Origin of the sequence: Shinella sp. (assembly GCF_052438155.1) — a bacterium.
GTDB lineage: Bacteria > Pseudomonadota > Alphaproteobacteria > Rhizobiales > Rhizobiaceae > Shinella.
On sequence record NZ_JBQVPI010000001.1, the window covers coordinates 783,692 to 798,165 of the forward strand.

A 14,474-nucleotide genomic window follows, 5' to 3' on the forward strand; every position below is an offset into this window, starting at 1 on the left:
AAAGCATGCAAGCGGCGGCTAAAATCCTCCCAAAGCCAAACAATCCCTTGTCGTAAATCGATTTGAATGCCAAAACACCACGGCTGGAGCCAAGGCTCCAAACTCTCTTTTTGCGCGGCGTTTCCGGCATGAGTCCGGACAAATCCCACGCCGCGCCATCCTACGGAGGTATGAACGTGGCACAGGCGGAAATCGGGCTTATCGGTCTCGGTGTTATGGGGTCGAATCTCGCGCTCAACATTGCCGAGAAGGGTAACAAGATCGCGGTCTTCAACCGCACGGTAGCGCGCACGAAGGAATTCTACGAGGAAGCTGGCGACCTCAAGAGCCAGATCGTGCCATGCGATACCATTGAGGAATTTGTTGCCGCCATCCGGCCGCCACGGCCGATCATCATCATGATCCAGGCGGGGGCTGCGGTCGACCAGCAGATGGAATTGCTGCGTCCGTACCTCGAGAAAAACGACATCATGATCGATGCCGGCAACGCGAACTTCCGTGACACGATGCGTCGCTTCGATGCGCTGAAGGATTCCGGCCTGACCTTCATCGGCATGGGCGTTTCCGGCGGTGAAGAGGGCGCGCGCCACGGCCCGTCCATCATGGTCGGCGGCAAGGAAGACTCCTGGAAGCGCGTCGAGACCGTGCTGACCTCGATTGCCGCCAAGTACAATGACGATCCGTGTGTCGCGTGGCTCGGCGAAAACGGTGCCGGTCACTTCGTCAAGACCATCCACAACGGCATCGAATATGCCGACATGCAGATGATCGCCGAAATCTACGGCATCCTGCGCGATGGCCTGAAGATGAGCGCCTCCGAGATTGCCGACGTCTTCGCCGAGTGGAACAAGGGCCGCCTCGAATCCTACCTGATCGAGATTTCGGCAACGGTGCTCGCCGCCAAGGACCCGATCGGTGGTGGCCCGATGGTCGACATGATCCTCGACAAAGCCGGCCAGAAGGGCACGGGCAAATGGTCCGCCATCGAGGCGCAGAACATGGGCGTGCCCGCGACCGGCATCGAAGCCGCCGTTGCCGCCCGTTCCATCTCTTCGTTCAAGACCGAGCGTGAGGCCGCTGAAAAGATTCTCGGCCTGCCGGATGTTCCGGCCCTTCAGGTGTCCGACAAGGCTGCCTTCATCAAGGACCTCGAAAGCGCGCTGCTCGCCGGCAAGATCGGCGCCTATGCACAGGGTTTCGCGGTGATGTCCGCCGCCTCCAAGGAGTATAACTGGAACCTGCCGATGCCGACGATCGCCAAGATCTGGCGCGCTGGCTGCATCATCCGCTCGCAGTTCCTCGACGAGATCACAAGCGCGTTTACCAAGGCGCCGGATGCCGCAAACCTCATCGTCACCCCGGCCTTCGCCACGATGGTGAAGGGCACCGATGGCGCCCTGCGTCGTGTCGTCTCCGCAGCAGCGCTTCATGGCCTGCCGGTTCCGGCACTCGCCTCGGCGCTCGGCTACTTCGACAGCTACCGTCGCGCGCGCGGCACGGCCAACGTCATCCAGGCGCAGCGCGACTTCTTCGGCGCGCATGGCTTTGACCGCGTCGATGGTGCCGACAGCCACCATGGCCCGTGGGGCTCCGGCCTTAACGGCTGAGAATAACAAAGGCCCGGTCGAGAGACCGGGCCTTTTGCTTATGGGCGTTTGCGGCGACGTTAGGCGTAGAGGCCACGAAGATGCGGGCCGGCCACACCTTCCGATGCGGCAGCCGGGATAAGTTCGACCGATGCCCTGGGTGGCGGCATTCTCGTGCCGATGGCAAAAAGGATTGCGCTGCCGACGGCAAAGGCGGCAAAGAGCAGGAACATGCCGGGGCCGCCGAATGCACCCAGCATGAGGCCGCCGAAGGTAGGGCCGACAAAGTTGCCGACGGTCGAGAAGGAGTGGGCGCCGAAATAACTGCCCCGGTTGCGGTCGTTCGCGATGCCATCGACCAGCATGTATTCCGACGGCACGACGAGGATTTCCCCGATCGTGAAAATCACCATCGAGATCGCGAGGCTCCAGAAGCCGCTGGAGGCCAGGAAACCGAGTTCGCCCGCCAGAAACAGCAGGCAGCCGATCACCAGCGCGTTGAGGGCGTCGGCGCGCTCGATGAAGCGGCGGGCAAACGGGTTCCCCAGCAGGACGACGGCACCATTGATGGAGACGATGTAAGCAAAGATTTCCACGCCACCGGAGATGTTGCCGGCGAGATAGGGAGCGAGCGTTGCCGACCATTGGCCATAGACGGCGACCAGCAAGGTGCCGCCACCGACGAAGAAGGCCAGGCGTGGGTCTCGGATCGCGGTTTTGATGCTCTGAAGTATCGAGATTTTGGGCGCGGCGGCGGTTTCCCCACTATCCTGATACGCCGGGACTTTCAGCAGGTGCAGGGCAAGCGCAAACAGCGCATAGACGATGCCCGCGATGACGAAAAGCATGGTGGATGCAGCACCCGCGGCGATGCCGATCAGCGGACCGACGGCAAAGCCGAAATTGATCGCCGTATAGCGCCAGGAGAAATATTTGAGGCGCATCGGCTCGGGGCAAACGTCGCTCATCAGGGCGCGCGAAATCGGCTCGTTGATCGCGATGGCAACGGCCGCGACGATCTGGGCAAGGCAGAAGGCGAGAACCGTTTTGGCAATCCCCATCCCGGCCATAGCGATCGCCATGGAAAGGAGGGTAAGCGTCAGGACACTCTTGCGCCCGACCTTGTCGGACAGGGAGCCTGCAAACGGCGCCGCGACCGCCCCGACCAGAGGGCCGATCCCCAAGAGCACGCCGATCATGGCTGGGCCGAGCCCGAATGATTGCTGCAGCTTGATGGCGAGGAACGACAGCGTCATCGCCCTCGCGACATTCACGAAGCCTGCCCCGGCGACGAGGAACAGCACATAGTTCAATCTCTGCTTTTCGTGTCCCACTACTGGCCGCTCCGTCGCATTTCGCTTGCTCGTCGCGAACCACTTGATTCACGCGATCGCACTGCGATGCCGCAAAAATGGGCAGCCTGCAACAGCCACAAATCGCCACGCCGGATGCGTCAGCTCTCGTCCGTCGGAATCGGGTAGCTCAGCGTTTGCAGTTCTTCCGGCGGCTTGCCCTCGATGCGGGCGATCACGGCTTTCGCCAGTTCCCGGCCGGCAAGGCGAATGTCTTCCCGCATGATCACGACTTCCGGGCGAAGCCACTGCAGGAGCATGTGCGATTCCTTGGAGGCCAGGTCGATATCCTGCCCGAGCTTGCGGCCGGCCGCTTCAAGGGCGGCAATCAGTGCCACGGCACCGGAGCCGCTGCCGCAGACAATCCCGTCTGGCGCATCGGCGGCCGTGAGCATGGCTTCCCCGGCTCTACGGATATCGACGAGACTGGAATCAAGGTTGACCTGGCTGAACGGAACCGCCGTTGCGCCAAAATCGCGGATACCTTTTTCGAAACCGGCCTGCATGTGCAGGTGGAAGGTCAGGTAAGGCGGCGGCTGGAGCAGTGCTATACGCTTGCGGCCGCGCTCGACGAGCTTGCGCACACCCTCATAAGCGAAGCGTTCGTTGTCGAAATCGTGGTAGGGGTGAGTGAGCCCCATTTCCGTCCGCCCGTGGGTGGAGAAGGGGAAATTGCGCTCCATCATCAGCGCGACACGCGGATCCTTGGGCTCCGTGCGCGAAATGATCACGCCATCGGCTGCCCCGGTTTCCAGAACGTAGCGCACGGGGTCGAGCGCGTTGCCCTGCGTGCGGTAGGGCGTCACCACCAGGTGATACTGCGTCGAGGCAAGGATTTCGGATATGCCGACGACCATCGGGCTCGTCAGGCCCATGATCTCTTCCTCGAGGCTGAGGATCAGGCAGATGACATTCGTCTTGCCGGTGCGCAGGCGCACGCCGGCGCGATTGGGCTGGTAGCCGATCTGCCGGGCGACGAGGCGCACGCGCTCCTTCGTCTCGCTGCTGATGTCAGGCGCATCCTTCAGCGCGCGTGACACCGTGGTAATGCCAAGACCGGTCATGAAGGCGATCGTCTTCAGCGTCGGCCGTTCGCTGTTCGGCGAAAGCGTCGCTGTCTGGCCCTCGCTTGTCTTCTTGCTCATCCCCTGCCTGCCACCTCTCCGTATTAGCGCCCGGTTATACATTTTTTAACCTCGGCCGCTACTCCCCGCTGAAATTCCGATAAATCTGTAACGATGCAGCTCCTTTGTCGAGAGGAAAACAAGAGGATTTTCGTTCTCTGGCGCGAGAAATCCGGCATTGCACCGCAAAGTCATAAATTATGCGCTTGCGAAGTTTCACTCGCAGTTTGGGCTGATGATTTCGTGAAATAGTAAATTAAAACAATATGTTGCCCGCTATGTCGCGCTGCGTTGTGCCGTGCGCGATGTGGCCCTTCCCGGTAGCTGGCAACGCGTTCTTGGGTCGGAAGCCGATATTTGTGCGCCGAGCCTGTTGCGCGATTAAATCGATTGGGCTAGCTTTTTACTGCAACGTTTCAGTGAGGGAGGAAACTCATGAAAAATCGCTCTATGGCTGCTATCTTGGCAGCGACAGTGGTTCTGCCGTTCGCCGCAGCCAATGCGACCGATCTGGAAGTAACCCATTGGTGGACGTCCGGCGGGGAGGCCGCGGCGGTCGCTGAACTGGCAAAGGCTTTCGACGCGACGGGCAACAAGTGGGTCGACGGCGCCATCGCCGGCGCTGGCGGCACGGCGCGGCCGATCATGGTCAGCCGCATCACCGGCGGCGATCCGATGGCCGCCACGCAGTTCAACCACGGCCGCCAGGCCGAGGAACTGGTCGAGGCCGGGCTGATGCGCGACCTGACGGATGTCGCGACGCGCGAAAACTGGAAGGACATCATCAAGCCGGCAAGCCTGCTCGACGGCTGCACGATCGACGGCAAGATCTATTGCGCGCCGGTCAATATCCATTCCTGGCAGTGGTTGTGGCTCTCCAACGAAGCTTTTGAAAAGGCCGGCGTCGCCGTTCCGAAGAACTGGGACGAATTCGTCGCCGCAGCTCCGGCACTCGAAAAAGTCGGCATCGTTCCGCTCGCCGTCGGCGGTCAGCCGTGGCAGGCATCCGGTGCCTTCGACGTGCTGTTGCTGGCAATCGGCGGGAAGGACACCTTCTACAAGGTCTACAAGGACAAGGACGCCGACGTGGCTGCCGGTCCTGATATCGCCAAGATATTCAAGGCTGCCGAAGATGCCCGGCGCATGTCCAAGGGCACGAACGTGCAGGATTGGAATCAGGCGACCAACATGGTCATCACGGGCAAGGCCGGTGGCCAGATCATGGGCGACTGGGCACAGGGTGAATTCGCGCTCGCCGGCAAGGTTGCGGGCAAGGATTATACCTGCCTTCCGGGCCTTGGCGTGACCGACATGATTGCGACGGGTGGAGACGCCTTCTATTTCCCGATGCTTCAGGACGAGGAGAAGTCGAAGGCGCAGGAAGTGCTCGCCTCTACGCTGGTAAGTCCGGCAGCGCAGGTCGCTTTCAATCTGAAGAAGGGCTCGCTGCCGGTGCGTGGTGATGTCGATCTCGCCGCCGCCAACGACTGCATGAAAAAGGGTCTCGACATCCTCGCCAAGGGGAACGTGGTCGAATGGACGGACCAACTGCTTTCTGCCGACAGCCAGAAGCAGAAGGAGGATCTGTTCTCCGAGTTCTTCGCCAACGCATCGATGACGGCGGAGGACGCCCAGAAGCGTTTTGCCGACATCATCGCCTCGGCGGACTGACCAGCGATATGAGATCGCGGCCGGCGGCGTCCTGCTGTCGGCCGGTTCCGGCGACTGCTTCATGTAGGCGTCGTCCCATCGCTGACCAAGACCAAGGAGGAGTGACCCATGACGGGCCAGGCACACACCGGTCGCCCCAGTAAATTGCTGCGCAATCTCAGTTCCAAGATTGCCTCCATTCCCATGATGCTCACCGCCGTCGTCATCTTTCTCGGCGGCACGGTCTGGACGGTCGTCTATTCGTTCACCAATTCGAAACTGCTGCCGCGGGCGAACTTCGTCGGCTTCGACCAGTACGAGCGCCTCTGGGACGCGCCGCGCTGGATCATGTCGATCCAGAACCTTGCGATCTACGGCATCTTCACGCTCGTCTTCAGCCTGGTGGTCGGTTTCCTGCTGGCCGCGCTGATGGACCAGAAGATCCGTTTCGAGAATACGTTTCGCACGATCTTTCTCTATCCTTTCGCACTGTCGTTCATCGTTACCGGCCTCGTCTGGCAGTGGATTCTCAATCCGGAATTCGGCGTCCAGTCGGTGGTGCGCTCGCTCGGCTGGACGAGTTTCACCTTCGATCCGCTCTACAATGCCGACATCGTCATCTACGGCGTGCTGATCGCCGGGCTCTGGCAGGGCACGGGTCTTGTCATGTGCCTGTTGCTCGCGGGGCTGCGCGGTATCGACGAGGACATCTGGAAGGCGTCGCGTGTCGACGGCATCCCGATGTGGAAGACCTATCTCTTCATCGTCATCCCCATGATGCGGCCGGTCTTCATCACGACGCTCGTCATCATCGCGAGCGGCATCGTCAAGGTCTACGACCTCGTGGTGGCGCAGACCAGCGGCGGGCCGGGCATCGCGTCCGAGGTGCCGGCAAAATACGTCTACGACTACATGTTCCAGGCGCAGAACCTGGGGCAGGGCTTTGCCGCCTCCACCATGATGCTCGTCACCGTCGCCATCATCATCGTGCCATGGGCCTATCTCGAGTTTGGAGGGCGCAAGCGTGTCTGACAGCATTACTCTCAAAGCCGGCCCCGCACTTGCCGCAGCCACCAAAGCCGGTGTCGAACCGCGCGGCGCAAAACCGCGCCGTGCGCTCTCCGGCCGCAACATCATGCTCTACGGTACGCTCACCGTCGCGGCGCTCTATTACCTGCTGCCGCTCTACGTGATGGTCGTCACGTCCATGAAGGGCATGCCGGAAATCCGCCTCGGCAACATTTTTTCGCCGCCGCTGGAAGTGACCTTTGAACCTTGGGTGAAAGCTTGGGCGCAGGCCTGCACGGGGCTGAACTGCGATGGTCTTTCGCGCGGCTTCTGGAATTCCGTGCGGATCACCGTTCCCTCGACGCTGATCTCGATCCTCGTGGCATCGGTCAACGGCTATGCGCTGGCCAACTGGAAGTTCAAGGGTGCCGACCTGTTCTTCACCATCCTCATCGTCGGCGCCTTCATTCCCTATCAGGTGATGATCTACCCGATCGTCATCGTGCTGCGCGAAATGGGCATCTACGGCACGCTGACCGGCCTTGTCATCGTGCACACCATCTTCGGCATGCCGATCCTGACGCTGCTCTTCCGCAACTACTTCTCGTCGCTGCCGGAAGAGCTGTTCAAGGCGGCGCGCATCGATGGCGCCGGCTTCTGGCAGATCTATTTCCGCATCATGCTGCCCATGTCGCTGCCGATCTTCGTCGTCGCGATGATCCTTCAGATCACCGGCATCTGGAACGACTTCCTGTTCGGCGTCGTGTTCACGCGGCCGGAATATTACCCCATGACGGTGCAGCTCAACAACATCGTCAACTCTGTCCAGGGGGTGAAGGAATACAACGTCAACATGGCCGCGACCCTGCTCACCGGCGCGGTCCCGCTCATCGTCTATTTCGTGTCGGGACGGCTGTTCGTCCGCGGCATCGCCGCCGGCGCAGTCAAGGGTTAAGCCATGCAGAACTCTGTATCCATCAAGGACCTGTCTTTGAGTTTCGGCGCGGTTAACGTGCTGGAAAACCTCAATCTCGATATCGGTAATGGCGAGTTCCTCGTGCTGCTCGGCTCGTCCGGCTGCGGGAAGTCGACGCTGCTCAACTGCATCGCCGGCCTCTTGGAGCCAACCGGTGGGCAGATCTTCATCAAGGACAAGAACGTCACCTGGGAAGAGCCCAAGGATCGCGGCATCGGCATGGTGTTCCAGTCCTACGCGCTCTATCCGCAGATGACGGTGGAGAAGAACCTCTCCTTCGGCCTCCAGGTCGCCAAGATGCCGAAGCCGGAGATCGAGAAGCGCATCGCCCGCGCCGCCGAGATCTTGCAGATCGGTCCGCTGCTAAAGCGTAAGCCTTCTGAACTTTCCGGCGGTCAGCGCCAGCGTGTGGCGATCGGCCGGGCGCTGGTGCGCGACGTGGATGTCTTCCTGTTCGACGAGCCGCTCTCCAACCTCGACGCGAAACTGCGCTCGGAACTGCGCGTGGAAATCAAGCGGCTGCATCAGTCGCTGAAGAACACGATGATCTACGTCACCCACGACCAGATCGAGGCGCTGACGCTCGCCGACCGCATCGCCATCATGAAGAGCGGCGTCATCCAACAGCTTGCCGATCCGAATACGATCTACAACGCGCCGCGCAACATGTTCGTCGCAGGCTTCATCGGCTCGCCGTCGATGACCTTTTTGCGCGGCGAAATCGTGGAGAAGGGTGGAAAGCCGGCTTTCCATACGAACGGCGTGGATTTTTCGCTCGACGGCTACAATGCTATCGAACCGCTGCAGGCCGGCCGGAAGGTCGTGCTGGGTGTTCGGCCGGAGCATGTGAAAGTCAACGAGGATGGTGCCGGGTCGGAGATCCATCAGGCGACGGTCGACATCGAGGAACCGATGGGGGCCGACAATCTGCTTTGGTTGAAACACGCCGGCCATACCATGTCCGTTCGCGTCGCGGGCGCGCGGCGTTTCGCGCCGGGCACGGCGGTGCGGCTTTCCTTCGACATGGGGCTCGCCTCGCTATTCGATGCGGGGACGGAGGAGCGGATCTAGAGGGCCGTTCCTCTCTCCGCTAACACCGTCTCCCCGCAGGCGGAAGGACGGCCGTTCGGCCGAGACTTTGCTATTCCCTCTCCCTGCTTACGGGGCGAGGGCCAGGGTGAGGGGCAGATGCCCCAAACACGAAGTTCAGAGATAATATTATGACCAAAACATCCGACATCACCGCCATAGACCTTTCGGGCATCTGGACCGTCACAAGCACCGACGCGGAAAAGACCGCTCCCATGCGTGTTCCCGGCGACGTGCACAGCGCGTTGCTTGCCGCCGGCCTCATCCCCGATCCCTATGCCGGCCGCAACGAGCGTGACGTACAATGGGTTGCACAGAAGGACTGGGCGATCAAGCGCACCTTCACGGTGACGCCGGAAATGCTGGAGGGCGACTGGTATCTCGATATCGGCAGCGTCGACACCATCGCCTCCGTCTATGTCAACGGCGTGCTTGTTCTCGACACGGACAATTGCTTCCGCCGCTATCGGCCCGATGTCACGGATGCTCTGAAGGCTGGTGAGAACACGCTGAAGGTGCTGATCCACTCGAGTATCGCTGCCGGTGCCGCGCGTCAGGCGGACCAGCCGTTCTTCATTCCCTGGTCCACGGGCAATTCGCCGATCCCGAACGGCAACATGCTGCGCAAGCCGCAATGCCATTTCGGCTGGGACTGGAACATCGCCATCGCGCCGCTTGGCATCTACGGCGAGATCGCCCTGCGCAAGCTGGAGGCCGCGCGCATCGAGCATGTCACGACCCGGCAGTTTCATCACGCGAACGGTGCCGTCGATCTCTACGTCACCGTCACCTTCCACGCCGAGGCGCCGGGCATCCTGCCGGTGCATTTCGCGCTTGACGACGAACGGGTGCGGCTCGATATCGGCGTCAGTGCCGGCGAGACCCAACTGACGCACATGTTCCGCATCGAGAAGCCGGCGTTGTGGTGGCCGGCGGGGCATGGCGAGCAGGCGATCTATGTCGTGCGCGTGGAGACACCGACCGAGACCGTCGTACGTCGCGTCGGGCTCCGGCAAGTCGAGCTGGTGACGGACAAGGACGAGGCCGGGAGCCGTTTCGCGCTGAAGGTCAACGGCCGGGAAATCTTCTGCCGCGGCGCCAACTGGATCCCCGCCGACGCATTGCCGTCCCGCATCAATCCCGCCGGCGTGCGCGACCTGCTGCAATCTGCTGCCGACGCCAACATGAACATGATCCGCGTCTGGGGCGGCGGTTTCTACGAGCCGGACTGGTTCTACGATCTCTGTGACGAACTCGGCCTGATGGTCTGGCAGGACTTCATGTTCGCCTGCAACCTTTATCCCTCGACCGTCGATTTCCTCGACAATGTCGCCGCCGAGGTGGATTACCAGGTCAAGCGTCTCGCCTCGCATCCCTCCATCGTGCTGTGGTGCGGCGACAACGAGCTTGTCGGCGCTCTGACGTGGTTCGAGGCGAGCCGCGAGAACCGCGACCGCTACCTCGTCTCCTACGACCGCCTCAACCGCACCATCGAAGTCGCGATGAAGAGGGCGGCGCCGGGCGCGATCTGGTGGCCGTCGAGCCCGGCCTCCGGCTATCTCGACTTCGGCGATGCGTGGCATGCCGACGGCTCCGGCGACATGCACTACTGGTCCGTCTGGCACGAGAACAAGTCCTTCGACAATTACCGCACCGTGCGTCCGCGCTTCTGCTCGGAATTCGGCTTCCAGTCCTACACGTCCATGCCGGTCATGAAGACCTTTGCGGGCCTGAAGGACATGAACATCGCGTCGCCCGTGATGGAGAGCCACCAGAAGAATGCCGGTGGCAACGAGCGGATCGCGGGCACGATGTTCCGCTATTTCCGCTTCCCGAAGGATTTCGCGAGCTTCGTCTATCTGAGCCAGATCCAGCAGGGGCTCGCCATCCGCACCGCCGTCGAATACTGGCGCTCGCTGAAGCCCCATTGCATGGGCACGCTCTACTGGCAGCTCAACGACACCTGGCCGGTCGCCTCCTGGTCAAGCCTCGACTATGGCGGCAGCTGGAAGGCCATGCACTACATGGTGCGCCGCTTCTTCCAACCCGTGGCCGTCGCGGCGATCCCGTCCAAGGACGGCGAGGCCATCGGCTTCTCTGTCGTCAACGACACGGCCGAACCGGTGACGGTAAAGCTCGAAACCTGGCTCGTCTCGCTCGCCGGCGAGCGCCGACCCTATCGCAGCGCGGAAGGGCGGTGCGGGCCGGACAAGGCCGAAATGCTGTTCTCCGTCCTCGCCGCTGAGCTGCCGGAAGACACGCTGCTCTTCTGGTCCTTCGAGGCCTCGAACGGCATGACGGGCGAGGGGCATCATGTCTCCGGCACCTACAAGGCACTCGATCTCGAAGCGTCCGGCCTGACACTCGACGTTGAACCGCGCGAGGATGGTCGTTTCGCTGTCACCGCCACGGCAAGCAGCCTTGCGCTGCATGTCATGCTGGAGGCCGATGTCGCCGGCCGCTGGTCCGACAATGCCTTCGACCTCACCGCCGGAGAGCGAAAGACCGTGATCTTCACACCTGCCGAAAGCGGCACGGTACCCCAATTCCATTGGCTCGATCTTCATTCCTGCCAGACTTCCCAAGACTGATACGAGGAGACTTCCATGCAGACCGTCAGCTTCCAGCTTTACAGCGCCCGCAACTTCCAGCCCTTCGCCGAAATCTTTCGCATCCTCGCTGATGCCGGCTACAAGCAGGTCGAAGGTTACGGCGCGCTCCACGCCGCGCTCGACGATGCCGCCATCCAGCAGGTGAAGGCCGATCTCGACCGAAACGGCCTTGCCATGCCGACCGCCCATTTCGGCCTCGATATGCTGGAGGCGGAGCCGGAGCGCGTGCTCGAGATTTGCCGCACGCTCGGCATCGAGGCGGTTTACTGCCCCTACCTGTTGCCGGAGCACCGCCCGGCTGATGCTGCCGGCTGGCGCGCCTTCGGCGAACGCCTGCAGAAGGCCGGCGCGCCGCTCCGCAAGGCAGGCCTTACCTTCGGATGGCACAACCATGATTTCGAGTTCTTCACGCTTGAGGACGGCTCCGTGCCGCAGGATCACATCTTTGCCGGCGGGCCGGATCTCGCCTGGGAAGCGGATATCGCCTGGATCATCCGTGGCGGGGCCGATCCTTTCGCCTGGATCCAGAAATACGGCAACCGCATCACCGCCGTGCACATCAAGGACATCGCCCCGAAGGGCGAGAATGCCGACGAGGACGGCTGGGCGGATGTCGGCCACGGCACGGTTGCCTGGGGCGATCTTGCCAAGGTGCTCGCCGGCACGCCGGTCAAGCATTTCATCGTCGAGCACGACAATCCGAAGGACATCACCCGGCTCGCCACCCGCTCGATCGAAACCATCAAGGCATTCTGAGGACGGACCATCATGACAAAGGAATACGGAGTCGGCATCATTGGCTGCGGCAACATTTCGGGCGCTTACTTCAAGCTGATCCCGATGTTCAGGAACCTGAAGCTTGTCTCTTGCGCCGATATCAACCCCGCCGCGTCCAAGGCCCGTTCGGAAGAATTTGGTGTCCCGGCGCAGGATATCGACGCGTTGCTCGCCAATCCGGCGGTCGACGTGGTCGTCAACCTGACGGTACCTGAAGCGCATTATCCGGTCTCCAGGAAGGCGCTGGAAGCCGGAAAGCATGTCTATTCGGAAAAGCCGTTCGTGCTCTCGCTCGAACAGGGCGAGGATCTTCGCCGCATCGCCGACGCGAGCGGCCTCAAGGTGGGGTCGGCGCCGGATACCTATCTTGGCGGCTCCCATCAATTTGTCCGCCATCTGATCGATAGCGGTAAGGTGGGAACGATCATGTCCGGCACGGCCCATGTGCTCGGGCCGGGCATGGAGAGCTGGCATCCCAACCCGGATTTCTTCTTCGCACCGGGCGGCGGGCCCATCCTCGATATGGGGCCGTACTACGTCAACAACCTCGTCAACCTTGTCGGCCCGGTGAGGCGCGTGGTGGCGCTTGCCAACAAGGCGCATGAGGAACGCACCATCGGCAATGGCCCGCGTCTGGGTGAAAAAGTACCGGTGGCCGTGGCAACCAACATCCATGCCATTCTGGAATTCGCCAGCGGCGCGCAGGTCTCACTCATGTCGAGCTGGGACGTCTGGGCGCACCGCCATCAGAACATGGAGCTATATGGCACCGACGGCGCAGTCTTCGTGCCCGATCCGAATTTCTTCGGTGGCAAGGTGGAAGTCGCCGGTAGTGACCGCGAGCCGAAGGAAGTGGAGGTCTGGGATCATCCGCTGAGCGCCCACAACTACGAGTTCGAATGGGGCACGCAGGCCAACTATCGCGGCATCGGCCTCGCCGACATGATGGACGCCGTCACGACCGGCCGCGACTATCGCTGCTCGCTCGACCGTTCGCTGCACACGATCGACGTTTTGACGGCGATCCTGCGCTCGGCGGATGAGGGGCGGGCGATCGACATCGTGACGACCTGCACCCAGCCCGAGGCGCTCGGCATCGAGGAGGCGCGGGGGCTGCTGCGCTAAGTGTGCCGCTTTGCGAAAATGCGAACAAGCCGCCGGCAAAGGACGGATGTCCCTTGCCGGCTGGCGCGAGAGGGCTGTACGAAACAGTCCTCGATTCAAGCAAAGGAATTTGACCATGGCCTGGCAGCCGGCGGAAAACCGCTACGACACGATGACCTACAACCGCGTGGGACGCTCCGGCCTGAAGCTGCCGGCGATCTCGCTCGGGCTGTGGCACAATTTCGGCGACGACACGCCGCATGACCGCAAGGTCGACATGTGCCGCACCGCCTTCGACCTCGGCATCACGCATTTCGATCTCGCCAACAATTACGGCCCACCGGCGGGCACGGCGGAAACCGCCTTTGGCGAGATTCTCCGCACCGATTTTGCGCATCTGCGCGACGAGCTGATCATTTCCTCCAAGGCCGGCTACGACATGTGGCCGGGTCCCTACGGCGAGTGGGGCAGCCGCAAATACCTCATCGCCTCCTGCGACCAGAGCCTGAAGCGCATGGGTCTCGACTATGTCGACATCTTCTATTCGCACCGCTTCGATCCGGATACGCCACTGGAGGAAACCTGCGGCGCGCTCGATCATATCGTGCGCTCTGGCCGCGCGCTCTATGTCGGCATCTCCTCCTACAATTCGCAGCGCACCCGCGAGGCGGCGGCGATCTTGAAGGCGCTCGGCACGCCCTGCATCATCCACCAGCCGAGCTATTCCATGCTCAACCGCTGGATCGAGGACGACGGCCTCGTCGATACGCTGGAAGACCTTGGGATCGGCTCGATCGTCTTCTCGCCGCTGGCGCAGGGCATGCTTACCACGAAATATCTCGGCGGCATTCCGGGCGACAGCCGTGCGGCGCTGAACCACTTCCTCAAGACGGATTTCATCCGTCCCGAAATCCTCGACAATATCCGCAAGCTGAATGGCATCGCCGAGCAGCGCGGCCAGACATTGGCGCAGATGGCGCTTTCCTGGGTTCTGCGCGGCGGGCGCATCACCTCGGCACTGATCGGCGCCAGCCGTTCCTCGCAGATCGTCGATTGCGTCAAGGCGCTGGAAAATCGCGACTTCACGGCAGAAGAACTGGCCGAGATCGATATCTATGCCAAGGAGGCCGACATCAACCTGTGGACCAGCTCCGCCGAACTCGATTGAGCTGGAGGCCGCCCGGGCGAAGGTTCGG

Annotated in this window: 11 protein-coding genes; 9 read left to right on the forward strand and 2 right to left on the reverse strand. The window is 61.9% G+C overall.

What is annotated here, in order from left to right:
• Positions 1-176 precede the first annotated feature (176 nt).
• Positions 177-1,607 carry an NADP-dependent phosphogluconate dehydrogenase gene (gndA, locus tag ACT6VE_RS03665; protein WP_444797242.1) on the forward strand — a complete coding sequence of 477 codons (1,431 nt, stop codon included), beginning with the start codon at positions 177-179 and terminating at the stop codon, positions 1,605-1,607.
• A gap of 59 nt (positions 1,608-1,666) precedes the next feature.
• Here the strand turns inward: gndA and ACT6VE_RS03670 are convergent, their stop codons facing one another.
• Positions 1,667-2,920 carry an MFS transporter gene (locus ACT6VE_RS03670; RefSeq protein WP_444797243.1) on the reverse strand — a complete coding sequence of 418 codons (1,254 nt, stop codon included), beginning with the start codon at positions 2,918-2,920 and terminating at the stop codon, positions 1,667-1,669.
• A 119-nt stretch (positions 2,921-3,039) separates the two neighbouring features.
• Positions 3,040-4,083: a LacI family transcriptional regulator gene (locus tag ACT6VE_RS03675; RefSeq protein WP_444797244.1), complete on the reverse strand. Its 1,044-nt coding sequence runs from the start codon at positions 4,081-4,083 to the stop codon at positions 3,040-3,042.
• Positions 4,084-4,497: 414 nt separating this feature from the next.
• On the opposite strand from ACT6VE_RS03675, the gene ACT6VE_RS03680 reads away from it, so the two are divergent.
• The 8 genes from ACT6VE_RS03680 (at position 4,498) to mgrA (ending at position 14,446) form a co-directional block, all read left to right on the forward strand.
• Entirely contained in the window at positions 4,498-5,733 is a 1,236-nt protein-coding gene (locus ACT6VE_RS03680) for an ABC transporter substrate-binding protein (RefSeq protein WP_444797245.1), read from the forward strand.
• Between the two features lie 108 nt (positions 5,734-5,841).
• The gene (locus ACT6VE_RS03685) at positions 5,842-6,744 is read left to right on the forward strand and encodes a carbohydrate ABC transporter permease (protein ID WP_444797246.1); all 903 of its coding nucleotides are present in this window, start codon (positions 5,842-5,844) and stop codon (positions 6,742-6,744) included.
• A 103-nt stretch (positions 6,745-6,847) separates the two neighbouring features.
• The gene (locus tag ACT6VE_RS03690) at positions 6,848-7,675 is read left to right on the forward strand and encodes a carbohydrate ABC transporter permease (RefSeq protein WP_444797452.1); all 828 of its coding nucleotides are present in this window, start codon (positions 6,848-6,850) and stop codon (positions 7,673-7,675) included.
• 3 nt (positions 7,676-7,678) lie between these two features.
• Positions 7,679-8,767: an ABC transporter ATP-binding protein gene (locus ACT6VE_RS03695; RefSeq protein ID WP_444797247.1), complete on the forward strand. Its 1,089-nt coding sequence runs from the start codon at positions 7,679-7,681 to the stop codon at positions 8,765-8,767.
• Between the two features lie 149 nt (positions 8,768-8,916).
• Positions 8,917-11,376, forward strand: a complete 2,460-nt coding sequence (locus tag ACT6VE_RS03700; RefSeq protein WP_444797248.1) for a beta-mannosidase — start codon at positions 8,917-8,919, stop codon at positions 11,374-11,376.
• A 15-nt stretch (positions 11,377-11,391) separates the two neighbouring features.
• Positions 11,392-12,153, forward strand: a complete 762-nt coding sequence (locus ACT6VE_RS03705; protein WP_444797249.1) for a sugar phosphate isomerase/epimerase family protein — start codon at positions 11,392-11,394, stop codon at positions 12,151-12,153.
• A gap of 12 nt (positions 12,154-12,165) precedes the next feature.
• A complete protein-coding gene (locus ACT6VE_RS03710) occupies positions 12,166-13,299 on the forward strand; it encodes a Gfo/Idh/MocA family protein (protein ID WP_444797250.1) in 1,134 nt (377 codons plus the stop codon).
• 115 nt (positions 13,300-13,414) lie between these two features.
• Positions 13,415-14,446, forward strand: coding sequence for an L-glyceraldehyde 3-phosphate reductase (gene mgrA / locus ACT6VE_RS03715; protein WP_444797251.1), 1,032 nt, complete (start codon positions 13,415-13,417; stop codon positions 14,444-14,446).
• The last annotated feature ends 28 nt before the right edge of the window (positions 14,447-14,474 follow it).